13 protein-coding genes are annotated in these 15,406 nt (G+C 72.7%); 1 reads left to right on the plus strand and 12 read right to left on the minus strand.

The annotated features are described in order from the left end of the window. Positions 1 to 91: 91 nt before the first annotated feature. The 7 genes from ACIF80_RS35455 to ACIF80_RS35485 form a co-directional block, all read right to left on the minus strand. The gene (locus tag ACIF80_RS35455; RefSeq protein ID WP_399812584.1) at positions 92 to 286 is read right to left on the minus strand and encodes a DUF6191 domain-containing protein; all 195 of its coding nucleotides are present in this window, start codon (positions 284 to 286) and stop codon (positions 92 to 94) included. Between the two features lie 37 nt (positions 287 to 323). Next, a complete protein-coding gene (locus ACIF80_RS35460) occupies positions 324 to 3,431 on the minus strand; it encodes an AAA family ATPase (protein ID WP_399812717.1) in 3,108 nt (1,035 codons plus the stop codon). A 242-nt stretch (positions 3,432 to 3,673) separates the two neighbouring features. Beyond that, a complete protein-coding gene (locus tag ACIF80_RS35465) occupies positions 3,674 to 3,913 on the minus strand; it encodes a hypothetical protein (protein WP_399812587.1) in 240 nt (79 codons plus the stop codon). 174 nt (positions 3,914 to 4,087) lie between these two features. Then, entirely contained in the window at positions 4,088 to 4,666 is a 579-nt protein-coding gene (locus tag ACIF80_RS35470) for a hypothetical protein (RefSeq protein ID WP_399812589.1), read from the minus strand. 35 nt (positions 4,667 to 4,701) lie between these two features. Then, positions 4,702 to 5,271: a GNAT family N-acetyltransferase gene (locus tag ACIF80_RS35475; protein ID WP_399812591.1), complete on the minus strand. Its 570-nt coding sequence runs from the start codon at positions 5,269 to 5,271 to the stop codon at positions 4,702 to 4,704. Next, positions 5,249 to 7,492 (minus strand): MMPL family transporter, encoded by a 2,244-nt coding sequence (locus tag ACIF80_RS35480; RefSeq protein ID WP_399812593.1) that lies wholly within the window; start codon positions 7,490 to 7,492, stop codon positions 5,249 to 5,251. Before ACIF80_RS35480 ends, ACIF80_RS35475 begins: the two co-directional genes overlap by 23 nt. Positions 7,493 to 7,713: 221 nt before the next feature. Beyond that, on the minus strand, positions 7,714 to 8,064 hold the full coding sequence (locus tag ACIF80_RS35485; protein WP_399812596.1) for a hypothetical protein: 351 nt from the start codon (positions 8,062 to 8,064) through the stop codon (positions 7,714 to 7,716). A gap of 187 nt (positions 8,065 to 8,251) precedes the next feature. Between ACIF80_RS35485 and ACIF80_RS35490 the strand changes: the two genes are divergently transcribed. Next, complete coding sequence (locus ACIF80_RS35490) at positions 8,252 to 9,055, plus strand: SAM-dependent methyltransferase (RefSeq protein WP_399812599.1); 804 nt, start codon at positions 8,252 to 8,254, stop codon at positions 9,053 to 9,055. A gap of 153 nt (positions 9,056 to 9,208) precedes the next feature. Here the strand turns inward: ACIF80_RS35490 and gatB are convergent, their stop codons facing one another. The 5 genes from gatB to ACIF80_RS35515 all read right to left on the minus strand — a co-directional run bounded on the left by gatB (position 9,209) and on the right by ACIF80_RS35515 (position 15,308). Beyond that, on the minus strand, positions 9,209 to 10,723 hold the full coding sequence (gene gatB / locus ACIF80_RS35495) for an Asp-tRNA(Asn)/Glu-tRNA(Gln) amidotransferase subunit GatB (RefSeq protein WP_399812602.1): 1,515 nt from the start codon (positions 10,721 to 10,723) through the stop codon (positions 9,209 to 9,211). Positions 10,724 to 10,738: 15 nt separating this feature from the next. After that, positions 10,739 to 10,978 (minus strand): hypothetical protein, encoded by a 240-nt coding sequence (locus ACIF80_RS35500; RefSeq protein ID WP_055573565.1) that lies wholly within the window; start codon positions 10,976 to 10,978, stop codon positions 10,739 to 10,741. Next, complete coding sequence (gatA, locus tag ACIF80_RS35505) at positions 10,975 to 12,480, minus strand: Asp-tRNA(Asn)/Glu-tRNA(Gln) amidotransferase subunit GatA (RefSeq protein WP_399812721.1); 1,506 nt, start codon at positions 12,478 to 12,480, stop codon at positions 10,975 to 10,977. The genes ACIF80_RS35500 and gatA overlap by 4 nt, the downstream gene beginning before the upstream one ends. Positions 12,481 to 12,488: 8 nt before the next feature. Next, positions 12,489 to 12,785: an Asp-tRNA(Asn)/Glu-tRNA(Gln) amidotransferase subunit GatC gene (gene gatC / locus ACIF80_RS35510; RefSeq protein ID WP_031117542.1), complete on the minus strand. Its 297-nt coding sequence runs from the start codon at positions 12,783 to 12,785 to the stop codon at positions 12,489 to 12,491. Positions 12,786 to 12,959: 174 nt separating this feature from the next. After that, a complete protein-coding gene (locus tag ACIF80_RS35515) occupies positions 12,960 to 15,308 on the minus strand; it encodes a putative bifunctional diguanylate cyclase/phosphodiesterase (protein WP_399812606.1) in 2,349 nt (782 codons plus the stop codon). Between the last annotated feature and the right edge of the window lie 98 nt (positions 15,309 to 15,406).

Genomic DNA, 15,406 nt, shown 5'->3' on the forward strand with positions numbered 1-15,406 from the left:
CAACGGTTCCAGCTTCGGGCCCCGACGAGGGACTGACGCACCAGCAGTAGAAGTCACGCAACTACTAACGATCAACTACTGGCGCAGGACACTAGGGGTTCTCGTTCGGTTCCGGCCGGGGGTGGTGCGGTGACGGGCGTACGACGACCTTTCCGGACGTGAGGTCTATCGGCCCGTGTCCGGGATCGGCGTCGCCGACGTCCTCCCGGGTCAGTTCGAGGCGGTTCTGCTCGTCCCGGGTGTGCTTGCGGCCGGGAGTGAACAGTTCCTCGAAGGCGTTGAACACCGCTCCCCCTTCCAGGGCCGCGTGGGCGCGCCGCCCATTATCCCGCCGCGGGCCGGTTTCCGGCCGGGGCGGTGAACAGCTGCAGGCGGTGGGCGACCGCCGCCGCCTCGCCGCGTCCGGAGACCCCGAGTTTGCCGAGGATGTTGGAGACGTGGACGCTGGCCGTCTTCGGCGAGATGAACAGCTCCTCGGCGATACGGCGGTTGGTGTGGCCGGCGGCCACCAGGCGCAGCACGTCGCGTTCCCTGCCGGTGAGGCCGAGGGCGTCGGCCGGATCGGCGGGGGCCGGGGCCCGCTTGCCCGTACCGGGGTCCAGGGCGAGGCGGGCGCGCTGGGCCAGCAGGGTGGCCGACCGGGCCAGCGGGACCGCCCCGAGCCGCTCGGCGACGGCTCTGGACAGCCGGAGCAGTTCCGTGGCGCGGGCACGCTCGTCCTCGCCCGTTCCCGAGGCGAGCAGTGCCTCGGCGAGCCGGAGGCGGACCCGGGCGAGGTCGTGGGGCCGCTCCAGCTGTTCCAGGGCGGCGACGGCCGCGGCCCACTCCTCCGGTTCCGGCCGGCCCTCGGCGCGCAGCAGCTCGGCGCGCAGCCACACCTCGTAGGCCCGCCACAGCGGGACGCCGGTGGTCAGGGTCCGGGCCGCCGCGCGGAGGTGTCCGAGGATCGTCGGGCGGTCCGGTTCGGTGGCGGGGTCGCCGTACGCGTCGGCCTCGGCGGTCGCCGCGGCGAGCAGCAGGGGCCAGCAGTGGCGCTGGGTGCCGGGCGGGAGGCCGGAGTCGAAGGCACCGAGGGCGGTGAGCAGTTCGGTCCTGGCGTCGGTCAGGCGGCCTTCGGCGGCGGCGGTCCCGATGGCGACCCAGGCCATCGGCAGGAAGTACTGCGGCATGGAGTCGTGGGTGCCGAAGGAGACGCGGGCCGCGCGGAGATGGCGGCCGGCCTCGGCCGTCTCGCCCCGGTCGAGGGCGAGACGGGCCAGACACACCCGGGCTCCGGCGCGTGGCTTGGCGCTCTGCTCGAGGTGCTGGGCGCCGGTGGCGGCCTCGGCCGCCTCGTCCCAGCGGCCGAGGGAGTGGAGGGTCTCGGCGAGGTTGCCCCGCACCCAGCCCTCCGAGTCCAGCAGGCCGAGCTCGCGGGTGACCCGCAGGCCCTCCCGCAGGAGTGCGGCCGCCTCCTGCGAGCGGCCGATGCCTTCGAGTGCGGACGGCAGGTTGATGTGGCTGCGGCCCACCACCATGTCCACGCCCAGTTCGGTCGCCCGGTCCTTGACCTCGTACATCTCGGCGAGGCCGGCGTCGATGTCACCCGCGTCGACCTTGAGTCCGCCGAGCGTGAGCCGGGCGCCCAGTTCGATGTCGTGGGCGCCGACCATGCGTGCGTACTCGACGGCCCGTTCGGCTGCGGCCATGGCTTCGGGGCCCGGTTCGTGCAGCATGGACCAGCCGGCGGCGGAGGCGAGGACCTCGGCGTGCACCTCGGACGGGGGCAGGCCGCGCACCAGGTCCTGCGCGGTGCCGAGTTCGCTCCAGCCGTCGCCGCGGGCGAGGGACTGGGTGAGCCGGGAGCGCTGGACCCAGAACCAGGCGGCGCGCAGCGGGTCCGGTTCCTCCTCCAGGACGCGCAGGGCCCGCTTGGTGATCTTCATGGCGCGTTCGCGTTCCCCGCAGAGCCGTCCGGCGACGGCGGCCTCGGCCATCAGGTCGAGGTAGTGCAGGGGGACCGCCCCGGCCGTTTCCGGGTCGCCCTGGGGCGCGCCGGGCGGCGTACCGCGTCGTTGCGGCAGCGGGGGCGGGTAGGCCTCGGTGTAGTCGACCGGGCGCAAGGCGGCCCGTACGGCGTCGGGGACGGAGTCCCACAGTTCCATCGCCCTTTCCAGCAGGCCCAGTTGCTCGGAGTAGGCGTGGCGTCTTCGGGCCTCGACGGAGGCGTCGAGGACGGCGGGCAGAGCCTTGGCGGCGTCGTGGGCGTGGTACCAGTAGCTGGCCAGGCGGGTCACCCGCTCGTCGGCGGGGACGGGGGTGGGGTCGGCCTCCAGGGCTTCGGCGTAGCGGCGGTTGAGGCGGGCGCGTTCGCCGGGCAGCAGGTCGTCGCTGACGGCCTCGCGGACCAGGGAGTGGCGGAAGCGGTAGCCGTCGCGGTCGGGCACGGGCGTGAGGATGCCGGCGTTCACCGTGGCGCGCAGGGCGCCGAGGAGGTCGTCCTCGGCGAGCCGGGCGACGGCGGCCAGCAGCCGGTGCTCGACGGTGGAGCCGCCCTCGGCGACGCACCGGACCACCTGCTGGGCGCTCTCGGGCAGCCTCTCGACCCTGACCAGGAGCAGGTCGCGCAGGGTGTCGGTGAGTCCGGTGCGGCAGCCCCCGGGGGAGGCGGCGGCGAGTTCCTCGATGAAGAAGGCGTTGCCGTCGGAGCGTTCGAAGATCTCGTCGACGTGGTCCGGTTCGGGTTCCCGGGCGAGGATGCCGGCGAGCTGGCGGCCGGCCTCCTCGCGGTTGAAGCGGCCGAGTTCGACGCGGTGGACCGTGCGGAGCCGGTCGAGTTCGGCGAGCAGGGGGCGCAGCGGGTGGCGGCGGTGGATGTCGTCGGACCGGTAGGTGGCGAGGACGACGAGGCGGCCGGTGCGCAGGGTGCGGAAGAGATAGGCGAGCAGGTGGCGGGTGGAGGCGTCGGCCCAGTGCAGGTCCTCCAGGGCGAGGACGACGGTGTGTTCGGCGGCAACGCGTTCCAGCAGGCGGGCGGTGAGTGCGAAGAGGCGGGCCATGCCGTGTTCGTCGCGCCGGGTCTCGGGGGCGGCGGGGCCGAGTTCGGGCAGCAGGCGGGCCAGTTCTTCCTCCTGTCCGGCGGCCGCGGCGGCGAGCCGGGCGGGGAGTTCGCGGCGCAGCCGGCGCAGTGCGGTGGAGAAGGGGGCGAAGGGCAGGCCGTCGGCGCCGATCTCGACGCAGCCGCCGAGCGCGACGACCGCGCCCCGGCCGGCGGCCGCGGCGGCGAACTCCTCGACGAGGCGGGTCTTGCCGACGCCCGCCTCGCCCCCGACGAGCAGCGCCTGCGGTTCGCCCGCGGCGGCGCGGGCTAGCGCGGTGTTCAGGACGTCGAGTTCAGCCGCACGGCCGATGAACACGGGGCTGACAGATCTGGTCTCCACGGCCCCGAGCATGGCACGCGGGCCCGCCGGCCCGGCATCGGTTTTCGCCGCCCAGGACGCCGCGGGGCGGCGCCCGTTCAGGGCCGGAACCGGCTGGGCGCCCACGGTCCCGGTCCCGGGCTCGACGCGGCGCTCCGGCGCCGGTTTCGTGCCGGCGGAACGACGGCCGACCCCCGTACGGCCGCCGTCGCGCGTCGGGTCGCTCTTCCCTGTGCGGTCACCGCGGCCGGCGCTTCCCGTCCCCGCGGCGGGGCTCATACGGCTCGGGCGAACCGGTGGCGGTGCGGGCGGCGGCTATGGCTCTCGTGCTCGGCCCCGTGTGCCTCGGCTTCGCGGCGGGCGGCACGTGCGAGTCGGACGGCCTCACGGGCCCTGCGCTCGTCGTCGGCCCGGCGGATGAGGTCGGCGGTGCGGTCCTTGGCGATCTCGTACTCGTACATGGTGGGTTCCCTCGGGGAGTCGGTGTCCGGCATCGCCTTGCGCGATGCCTCCACCTTCGTCTCCCAGGGGGGCCGGCCACATCGGGAGAGTTCCGCATCTTCGGCGGCCCCGGGGCCTTAGATACGTGTGCGGGACCTCGGTCCGGCCGTAAGGCGCTCGTGACCGGACTAAGGCCCCTCGGGAACCGTGCGGATTCTCCCCGGTGTCCGCCGGGGGCCCGCGGTGGCTCATCCGGTCGCGGGCAGCCCCAGCAGCACGTCGGTGTACTTGAGGACGGCGAGCAGCAGTCCGATGACGCCGAGTGCGACACCGCCCCACGCGACCGACTTGATCCAGGGCGCCTGCCCGGCGCCGGGCGTCCCGAACGCGGGCCGCGCGAGCACCACGACGCCGATGACCAGCGCGGTCAGCGCGAACAGGCCGCCCCACAGTGCGCTGGTCTGCCAGGCGTCGCCGTAGATCTCCTTGACCTGGGTGGCGACGGTGGAGTCCGCGGCCGTCTCCAGCTGGCCGACGAGGGTTTCGCGGGCGGCGGCCACCGTGCCGAGCCAGCTGCCGGTGAGCGAGACGACGCCGAGCCCGGCGGAGACGATCGCCGCGGCGCCCTGTCCGACTCCGTGGGCGCCCTGGAGCTCCGGCTCCGGCTCCGTGTCCGGCTCCGTCTCCGTGGTGCCGCTGTCGGCCGTGTCGGCGTCAACGGCCGCTCCGGCCTCGGTCCCGGCCCCGGTTTCACTCCTGTCCGCGCTGTTGTCCGCGCTGTTGTCCTCGGCCTTGGCCGCTTTCTCGGTCTCGGTCTTGGTACCCATGAGGCGCACCGTACGGACGCTCTCTGAGAAGCGCCTTAATGATCGCTGTGCGCCGCGCGTGCCTGCCGCCATTCGGGGGCCAGGACCGACCACACCTCCAGGTCGTGCCGTACGCCGTGGTGGAGGTGGGACTGGCGCCGTACCCCGTCGAGGGTCATGCCGAGCCGGCGGGCGATGTTGAGGCTGGGCCCGTTTCCGGCGGCGGCGACCCACTCGACGCGGTGGATGCCGCGCTGCTCGATCACCCAGCCGATCAGTACCCGCATGGCGCGGGTGACGAGCCCGCGCCCGGTGGCGGCCGGCTCCAGCCAGCAGCCGACCTCACAGGTGCCGTTCGCGGCGTCGAAGTTCAGCGTGAGCACCCCGCCCACAAGGGTGCCGTCCAGCCACAGGCCGTGCAGCGCGGCCGTGTCGGCGGCGCGGAGGTCGGCGTACCGCTGGAGGGCCTCCCGCGCGGTGGGCACGTCGACGGCCTTGGAGCCGAAGGGAACGTACTGGTTGATGAATTCCCGGCCCCGCTCCAGATGGGCGAGGAACTCCTCCGCGTGCCAGGGCTCCAGGGGACGCAGTTCGGCTCCGTCGTCACCCAGTCGTATGGCGTACATCCGTCTTCCGCTCCTCCTGGGCCGGCACGTCCTCCACCTCGGCGTCGGTGGCGGCGGCCAGCTTCTCATGGGCGGCCCGGCTCTCGGGCGGCTCGATGCTGATGCGCGGCAGGATCCGGTCCAGCCGGCGCGGCAGCCACCAGTTGGCGTCGCCGAGCAGGTGCATGAGGGCGGGGACGAGCAGGGTCCGCAGGACGAAGGCGTCGAGGGCTACGGCGGCGGCGAGGGCGATGCCGAACATCGCGATCACGCGGTCGCCGGTCAGGACGAAGGCGAGGAAGACCGCGATCATGATCACGGCCGCGGAGTTGATCACCCGGCCGGTCTCGGCGAGGCCGACCCGTACCGCGCGCCGGTTGTCGCCGGTCTCCAGCCATTCCTCGTACATCCGGCTGATCAGGAAGACCTGGTAGTCCATGGAGAGCCCGAAGAGGACCGACACCATGATCACGGGCAGGAAGGGTTCTATGGGCCCCGCGCTGCCGAGGCCGAGCAGTTCACTGCCCCAGCCCCATTGGAAGATCGCCACGACCACGCCGAAGGCGGCGGCGACGGCGGCCACGTTCATCGCCGCGGCCTTGAGCGGGATGACGACGGACCGGAAGGCGAGCAGGAGCAGCAGACAGCCCAGGCCGATGACGACACCGACGAAGAGGGGCAGTTTGCCGATGATGACCTCGGCGAAGTCGTCGTAGCCGGCCGTCACGCCGCCGACCCGCACGTCGAGGGTGGTGCCGGACTCGGCGCGGGGCAGGACGTCCTCGCGCAGCCGGTCGACCAGGTCGCTGGTCAGCTTCGACTGCGGGGAGGACTCCGGTACGACGGAGAGGTAGGCGGTGCCGCCGTCCGCGCTGTGGACCACCGGTCCGACGGCCGCGACGCCCTCGGTCCCGCCCAGCACGGGGCCGATCCGGTCCAGGGCGAGCCGGTCGGCGGCGCCGTCCACCTCGGTCACGAGGGTGAGCGGACCGTTGACGCCGGGGCCGAATCCTTCGGCGAGGAGGTCGTAGGCCTGGCGGGTGGTGGAGGTCTTCGGGTCGTTGCCCTGGTCGGAGGTGCCGAGGTGCAGGGAGGAGGTGGGAAGTGCCAGCACCGCCATGACGAGCAGGGCGAACGCGCCGAGCAGCTTGGGCCTGCGCTCCACGAACGCCGCCCAGCGGGCGGCGAAGCCGGTCGGCAGCTCCGGCTGCGGGCCGGACTCCGCCAGCCGGCGCCGTTCGCGGCGGCTGAGCGCGCGCATGCCGATGAACGACAGCAGCGCGGGCAGCAGGGTGACGGAGGCCGCGACGGTCAGGAGCACGGTGAGCGAGGCCGCGACGGCGACGCCGTTGAGGAAGTTCAGCCGGAGGATCAGCATGCCCAGCAGGGCGATGCACACGGTGGCCCCCGCGAACACGACCGCGCGTCCGGTGGTGGCGACGGCTTCGGTGGCGGCCTCGGCGACGGACAGCCCGCGCTTCAGTCCGCGCCGGTGCCTGGTCACGATGAACAGGGCGTAGTCGATGCCGACGCCGAGTCCGATCAGCATGCCCAGCATCGGCGCGAAGTCGGCGACGGTCATGACGTGCCCGAGCAGCACGATCGAGGCGTACGCGGTGCCGACGCCGACCAGCGCGGTGGCGATGGGCAGCAGCGAGGCGGCGAGCGAGCCGAAGGCGAGGAAGAGGACGAGGGCGGCGACCGCCACTCCGACGATCTCGGCGAGGTGGCCTTCGGGCATCCCGGGCGCGACGGCGCTGCCGCCCACTTCCACCTGGAGGCCGTCGGTCTCCGCGGCCTCGGCCGTCTCGAGCACGGCCGCGGCCTCGCCCTCGTCGATGTCCTTGGCCAGGTCCTCGAAGGTGACGGTGGCGTAGGCGGTGCGGCCGTCCGCGCTGATCCCGCCGGTGCCGTCGTCCCCGTACGGGCCGGTCACGGCGGCTATGCCGGGCAGATCCTCCATCCGGTCCAGGGTGCGGGTCATGCTCTGTTCGACACCGGATTCCAGGACGCTGCCGGAGGGTGTGTGCCAGACAACGGTGTTGCTGTCGCCCGAGAGCTCCGGGAACCCCTCGCGCAGCAGTTCGGTGGCGTAGCCGGACTCGGTGCCGGGCACCTCGTAGTCGTTCGAGTACGCGTTTCCGGCCGCGAGGGCTCCGGCCGCGACCCCGCCGAGGGCGAGGAGCCACAGCAGGACGGTGATCAGACGGCGTCGGACACACCAGCGTGCGAGTGCTGTCACGAATCATGCTCCAGAGTGACTGTTGATGGATCTTTGACCGGGAACAGCCGCTTGTGACCGAACAGCCCGCAAAGAACGCATGAGCAAGGAATTCGCACTCTTTCACCCAAGAAAGATCAATGGTGATGTTCGTGTGTTTATTCACAGTGCGCGGGACGCACACCTCTCGTGCCGGTCACCCCGAATCCGTTTCCGGACGTGAGGTCGCACCCGTACCGGGGTCAGTCGAACTGATCCCCCAGCGCCATCCCCATCAGCCCCGCGATCGACAGCCACAGCGCCCTGCGGGTCCGTCCGCGTGAGCCCAGTACGGCGGCGAGTGCGCAGGTACCGGCGCCGCAGGCGTAGGCCACCGGGACGAGGGCCGGGGCGGAGCCGGTGAGACGGAGCAACGCCGCGGCCGTCCCGGCCAGGGCGAGCACGGCACCGGTGCCGGCCGCGGCCCGCCGGGCCCGACGCGGGGCGTCGTCGTCGCCGTGCTCCCCTTGTTCGCCGTGCTCCCCGTGCCCGGCGGCTTCGGCCTCTTCGGCGCGAGTGTCCGGGGACAAGTCGGAATCAGCACGTCCGCTCATGCCGCGGGAGCGTATCGCCCCGGCTCCGGAAACCGGGATGCGGGGTGCGTGATCCCTTGCTAGCGTCCGTCGGTCCGACGTTCCGCGGCAGCTCGCCGCTCGGCAGAAGCAGGTGCTTTGATGACGGTCCGCCCGATCTCCGACGCGACCCTTTCCCTCTGCACGGACCCAAGGAGCCCGTTCACCGATGTCGGACATCACCTCGCACACCCCGCACGACGACCTCGCTAGCCGCCTCATCCTGCCCCGGTACCCGCGCAGCAGCGCCTACGACGCCCGCTGGACCGTCGAGAACACGATGGGCCCGCACCCGCTGTGGCTGCTGGAGTGGCTCGCCCCGGCCCTCGGCCTCGACACGCTGCGCCCCGGCGCACGCGTGCTCGACCTGGGCTGCGGACGCGCCATGACGTCCGTCTTCCTGGCCAGGGAGTACGACGTCCAGGTCACCGCGGCCGACCTGTGGATCAAGCCCGACGAGAACGCGCGCCGCATCGCCGGGGCGGGCGTCGCCGACCGGGTGCTGCCGGTCCTCGCCGAGGCGCACGACCTGCCCTTCGGCGACGAGAGCTTCGACGCGATCGTCTCCATCGACGCGTACCAGTACTTCGGCACCGACGATCTGTACCTGCCGTCTCTGACCCGGCTGCTGAAGCCGGGCGGGCGGATCGGTGTCGTCGTCCCGGCGATGCGTGAGGAGATCGAGGGCAGCGAGCCGCCGGAGCACCTGAAGCCCTTCTGGGACCCCGCGTTCTGGTGCTTCCACACGCCCGGGTGGTGGCGGCGGCACTGGACCCGCAGCGGGGCCGTGGAGGTCGAGGCGGCCGACTGGCAGCCGGACGGCTGGCGGGACTGGCTGCTCTGGTGCGACGTCGTCGCCGGGGAGAGCACGGAGGAGTTCCATGTGCGGTCGAGCCGTGAGAGCGCGCGGATGCTGCGCGTGGACGAGGGCCGCACGCTCGGCTTCGCCCGCGTGGTGGGGCGCCGGCCCTGACCTCGGGTCGGCCCCGGCCTCGTGAGACACCGGCGCCGGCCGTGTGAAGCACCGGCGCCGGCCGCGCCACGGAGCCGGCCGTACGGAAGAGGGGGACGCATCGAACCCGATGCGTCCCCCTCTTCCTTCACTCTCCCGTGCGGCGCCCGGGGATCAGCCCTCGGCGACGCCCAGCTGCTGAAGGATCAACTCCTTGACGCGGGCCGCGTCCGCCTGGCCGCGGGTGGCCTTCATGACCGCGCCGACCAGTGCGCCGGCCGCCGCGACCTTGCCGCCGCGGATCTTGTCCGCGACGCCCGGGTTGCCGGCGATGGCCTCCTTGACGGCGGCGGTGAGCGCGCCGTCGTCGGAGACGACCTTCAGGCCGCGCTTGTCGACCACCTCGTCCGGAGTGCCCTCGCCCTCGAGGACGCCCTCGATGACCTGACGGGCCAGCTTGTCGTTCAGGTCGCCGGAGGCCACCAGCGCGGTGACGCGGGCGACCTGCTCCGGCGTGATCGCCAGCTCGTCGAGCGCCTTGGCGGACTCGTTGGCGCTGCGGGCGAGTTCACCCATCCACCACTTGCGGGCGGAGGCGGCGTCCGCGCCGGCGTCGATCGTGGCGACGATCAGGTCCAGCGCACCGGCGTTGAGGATCGCCTGCATGTCGGTGCCGGAGATCCCCCACTCCTCGCGGAGCCGGTTGCGGCGCACCAGCGGCAGCTCGGGCAGCCCGGCGCGCAGCTCCTCGACCCACTGGCGGGCCGGGGCGACGGGGACCAGGTCGGGCTCCGGGAAGTACCGGTAGTCCTCGGCCTCCTCCTTCACGCGGCCGGAGGTCGTCGACCCCGTGTCCTCGTGGAAGTGCCGGGTCTCCTGGATGATCGTCCCGCCGTCGTTCAGCACGGCGGCGTGCCGCTGGATCTCGAAGCGGGCCGCGCGCTCCACGGACCGCAGCGAGTTGACGTTCTTCGTCTCCGAGCGGGTGCCGAACTTCTCCCGGCCGTGCGGGCGCAGCGACAGGTTGACGTCGCAGCGCATCTGGCCCATCTCCATCCGGGCCTCGGACACGCCGAGCGCCCGGATGAGCTCGCGCAGTTCCCGCACGTAGGCGCGCGCGACCTCGGGGGCCCGCTCGCCCGCTCCCTCGATCGGCTTGGTGACGATCTCGATGAGCGGGATGCCGGCCCGGTTGTAGTCGAGCAGGGAGTGGGACGCGCCGTGGATACGGCCGGTGGCGCCGCCGACGTGCGTCGACTTGCCGGTGTCCTCCTCCATGTGGGCGCGCTCGATGTCCACGCGGAAGGTCTCGCCGTCCTCCAGCTGCACGTCGAGGTAGCCGTTGAAGGCGATCGGCTCGTCGTACTGGGAGGTCTGGAAGTTCTTCGGCATGTCCGGATAGAAGTAGTTCTTCCGGGCGAAGCGGCACCACTCGGCGATCTCGCAGTTCAGCGCGAGACCGATCTTGATGGCGGACTCGACGCCGATCGCGTTGACGACCGGGAGCGCGCCCGGCATGCCGAGGCAGGTGGGGCAGGTCTGGGTGTTCGGGTCGGCGCCGAGCGTGGTCGAGCAGCCGCAGAACATCTTGGTCCTGGTGCCGAGTTCGACATGGACCTCGAGGCCCATGACGGGGTCGTACGACGCGAGTGCGTCCTCGTACGACACCAGGTCGGTCGTGGTGGTCACGGTGTAACTTCCCTCTCAGCCCAGCAGGACGTCGTCGTCGCCCAGCCGCTTCAGCTCGCGGTACAGGATGGCGAGGCTCGTGACGATCGCGACGGCGGACACGGTGGCGTCGATCAGGACCAGGGTGTCCTTCTCGTGCCGCGCCTTCTTGACGCGCTTGGCGACGCCGAGCGCGCCGAACGCGGTGGCGGCCATGGACAGGTACGTGCCGGACCTGGACTTCTTGAAGCCCTTGGCCTTGGTCAGTGCGCTCACAGCGACGGTGCCTCCTCGATCAGCGGGTGGCCCCACTTTTCCACGAAGGCCGCCTCGACGGCTGCGCCGACCTTGTAGAGGCGGTCGTCCTTCATGACCGGGGCGATGATCTGCAGTCCGACCGGCAGGTTGTCCTCGGGCGCGAGGCCGCAGGGCAGCGACATGGCGGCGTTGCCGGCCAGGTTGGTCGGGATGGTGCACAGGTCGGCGAGGTACATCGCCATCGGGTCGTCGGCGCGCTCGCCGATCGCGAAGGCGGTGGTCGGGGTCGTCGGGGAGACGATCACGTCGACCTGCTCGAACGCCGTGTCGAAGTCCTGCTTGATCAGCGTACGGACCTTCTGGGCGCTGCCGTAGTACGCGTCGTAGTAGCCGGAGCTGAGCGCGTACGTGCCGAGCATGATGCGGCGCTTGACCTCGGGGCCGAAGCCGGCCTCGCGGGTCAGCGAGGTGACCTCCTCGGCGGAGTGCGTGCCGTCGTCGCCGGTCCGCAGGCCGTAGCGCAGGCCGTCGAAGCGGGCGAGGTTGGAGGAGCACTCGGACGGGGCGATCAGGTAGTACGCCGACAGCGCGAGGTCGAAGGACGGGCAGTCCAGTTCGACGATCTCGGCGCCGAGTCCCCTGAGCAGCTCGACACTCTCGTCGAACCGCTGGATGACGCCGGCCTGGTAGCCCTCGCCGCGGAACTGCTTGACGACGCCGACGCGCATGCCCGCGACCGAGCCGTTGCGGGCGGCCTCGACGACCGGGGGGACCGGCTCGTCGATGGAGGTGGAGTCGAGCGGGTCGTGCCCGGCGATGACCTCGTGCAGCAGGGCCGCGTCCAGGACCGTGCGGGCGCAGGGACCGCCCTGGTCGAGGGAGGAGGAGAACGCCACCATGCCGTAGCGGGAGACCGCGCCGTAGGTCGGCTTCACGCCGACCGTGCCGGTGACGGAGGCCGGCTGGCGGATGGAGCCGCCGGTGTCGGTGCCGATGGCGAGGGGGGCCTGGAAGGAGGCGAGCGCGGCGCTCGACCCGCCGCCGGAGCCGCCGGGGATCCTGGTGAGGTCCCAGGGGTTGCCGGTCGGTCCGTAGGCGCTGTTCTCGGTGGACGACCCCATGGCGAACTCGTCCATGTTGGTCTTGCCGAGGATGACGACGTCGGCGGCCTTGAGCCGCTTGGTGAGCGTCGCGTCGTACGGCGGGATCCAGCCCTCGAGGAGCTTGGAGCCGACCGTGGTCGGGATGCCCTCGGTGGTGAAGATGTCCTTGAGCGCGAGGGGGACGCCGGCCAGCGGGCCGAGCTTCTCCCCCTTGGCGCGCTTCTCGTCGACGGCGCGGGCCTGGGCGAGGGCGCCCTCGCGGTCGACGTGCAGGAAGGCGTGCACCTTCTCGTCGACGGCCTCGATCCGGGCCAGGTGTGCCTCGGTGACCTGGACGGCCGTGAGCTCGCCGGAGGCGATCCTCGCGGCGGTCTCGGCGGCGGTGAGCTTGATGCAGTATTCGATGTCTTTGGCCATCATGGGATTCAGTCCTCCCCCAGGATCTGCGGCACCTTGAAACGCTGCTGCTCCTGGGCCGGGGCGCCGGAGAGCGCCTGCTCGGGGGTGAGCGAGGGACGGACCTCGTCCGGGCGCATGACGTTCGTCAGCGGGAGCGGGTGCGAGGTCGGCGGTACGTCTTGGTCGGCGACCTCGCTGACGCGGGCCACCGCGCCGATGATGTCGTCGAGCTGGCCTGCGAAGTGGTCGAGCTCTTCGGGCTTCAGCTCCAGACGCGCCAGCCGGGCGAGGTGGGCGACCTCCTCGCGCGTAATGCCAGGCATGCAGCGTTCCTCTAGGGTGAGTGTGCGGTTCGTGCTAGGACCTGCCGTCGCGTCCCGGGCCGGGCGTGGCGCGGCGGGCGGGGAGGTGACGACAGGCCCCAATCCTATGGGGCGCGGCCCCGTACCCGTGAAACGGTTTGCCCGCGCCCTCCGGAAGCGGGACGCCCCATGGGTTCAGGCCGGGTGGCCGGAGTCGTCGGCGGCCACTGCCGGGAGGGCGGCAGCGGGGCGCTGCCAGCCGCGGGAGCCGCGGGCGAGGAGCCAGGCCGTGGTTTCGGCGGGCGGCATCGCGGCCGCGACCAGCCAGCCCTGGACGGCGTCGCAGCCGAGGTCGCGCAGGCGTTCCCAGGTCTCGTCGTCCTCGACGCCCTCGGCGACGACGAGCAGTCCGAGCGAGTGGGCGAGGTCGACGGTGCAGCGCACGATCTCGGCGTCCTCGGGGTCGACGGCCAGCCGTGCCACGAACGAGCGGTCGATCTTCAGTTCGCTGACGGGCAGCCGCCGCAGGTGCACGAGGGAGGAGTAGCCGGTGCCGAAGTCGTCGAGGGACATCCGCACGCCGTGCCCGGTCAGGGCGTTCAGGGTGTCGGCGGCGCGCTGCGGGTCCTCCAGGAGGACGTGCTCGGTGATCTCCAGCTGGAGGGCCCCCGCCGGGACGCCGTGCCGGGCCAGCCGGGCCGCGACGGAGCCGGCGAAGCCGGGGATGTGGACGTCGCGCGGGGAGACGTTGACCGCGACCGGCACGAACAGGCCCTGCGCACGCCACTCGGCGACCTGGCCGAGCGCGGTCTCCAGCACGTACTCGGTGAGGTGCGGCATCAGTCCGGAGGACTCGGCGATCGCTATGAACTCGTCCGGCGGCACCCTGCCGCGCTCCGGATGCACCCAGCGGACCAGGGCCTCCAGGCCCGCGACCTGTCCGTCGAAGCGGACCTTGGGCTGGTAGTGGAGCTGGACCTCGTGGGCGTCCAGGGCCCGGCGCAGGTCTCCCAGGAGTCCCAGCCGGTCGGGGGTGTTGGAGTCCCGCTTGGACTCGTAGACCTCGACGCCCGTACGGTCCCGTTTGGCCTGGTACATCGCCACGTCCGCGCGCCGCAGCAGGCCCTCCGCGTCGAGGGCGTGGTCGGGGAAGACGGCGACGCCCGCGCTGGCCTCCAGCACGAGGGTGAGGCCGTCGAGGTCGAGGGGCGAGCTGAGGGCGGACACCAGGCTGCGGGCGACCCGGGTCGCGGACGTGGTGGAGTCGGAGACCGGCAGTAAGACGGCGAACTCGTCGCCACCGAGCCGCGCGGCCTCCGCCCCGCGCGGCAGGGCCAGTCTCAGCCGGTCGGCGATCTGGAGCAGCAGCCGGTCACCCGCGAGGTGACCGAGAGTGTCATTGACCGATCGGAACCGGTCGAGGTCGATCAGCATGAGGGTGGGGCGGGCGCCCGCGCGCTCGGCGTCGTCCAGCGCGGTCCAGATGCGCTCGAGGAGCCACTGGCGGTTGGGCAGCCCGGTCAGCGGATCGCGCAACTGCTCCTCCGCGCGGGCCCTCGCCATCCACAGCATGGAGTCGAGTGCGATCAGCGGGATGGCGAACAGCGGCAGGACGATCGGCCGGGCGTCGGCGACCACGCAGATCAGCGGCGCTATGCCGAGCAGCGCCACCGCGACCAGGCCCTGTCTGACCAGGGCGGTGCGGGCGACTGTGGGCAGTCCGCCCCGCGGGACGTGCAGGTACCAGTAGAGGGTGCGGGTGACCGCGAGATACGCGGCGGCGACCAGCACCACCTCGACGGCGGTGTGCAGCCCCCAACTGTCCGGGGTCGAGGGGGACTCGACGGACGGTACGGACCCGCACAGGGCCAGCACCAGCGCGCCGGCGCCGACGCCGAGCAGGTCCACCGCGCCGTGCAGGATGCCCTGCCGCCAGCGGCCCCGCCGGGCCACGCCGACCAGCACGACCACGGTGAGGCTGACCATGCCGGCCGGGACCCAGCCGTAGAGCAGCAGCACGGCGAGGGTGACCGCGGCGCCCGAACCGGTGCCGCCCCACCAGCGGGAGCGGCCCAGCATCACCAGGTGGCCGACGACGATCCCGGTCAGTACGGCCAGGGACCAGCCGACGCGGCCGGACGGGAAGAGCGCGTGAGAGCCGGTGAACGCTCCCAGGACACCGGCGCCGAGCACGAACGCGGCCGCCGAGACGACCGCCGTGGGCAGCGCGGGCCAGGACAGGTGCCGTTCCGCGTGCACTTCGGACAGGCCCGGGCCGTCCGAGGACAGTCCGGTGGAGAGCGGGGGTGCTCCGGGGCCCCGCCCGGCTCCCTGTGGTCCTGCCGCCGGCCGCCCCGCGGCCTGTCGTCCGGTGCCGCGCGCGCCCTGGGGCCGCGCCTCCGCGGTGCGCGCCCCGGGGCGTCCCGGCGTGCCCGCGGGCCCCGCGGGCCGTCCTGCCCCACGTCCGCGTCGCCGTACGGCCGCCATGCGGCGCAGACCCAGGCGCAGCCGTGAGCCCGGAGCGGCGCTCTCGGTGGGTTCCATTCCCGTCCCTCTCACAGCCGGCGGCGCCCACGCCACGCGGCTCGATGCCTGACAACCCCCGGCGACTCCGTGATAGAAAGCCCTTCCACGGTGCCGCC

The sequence above is a fragment of the Streptomyces sp. NPDC085927 genome (assembly GCF_044540975.1).
Lineage (GTDB): Bacteria > Actinomycetota > Actinomycetes > Streptomycetales > Streptomycetaceae > Streptomyces > Streptomyces hirsutus.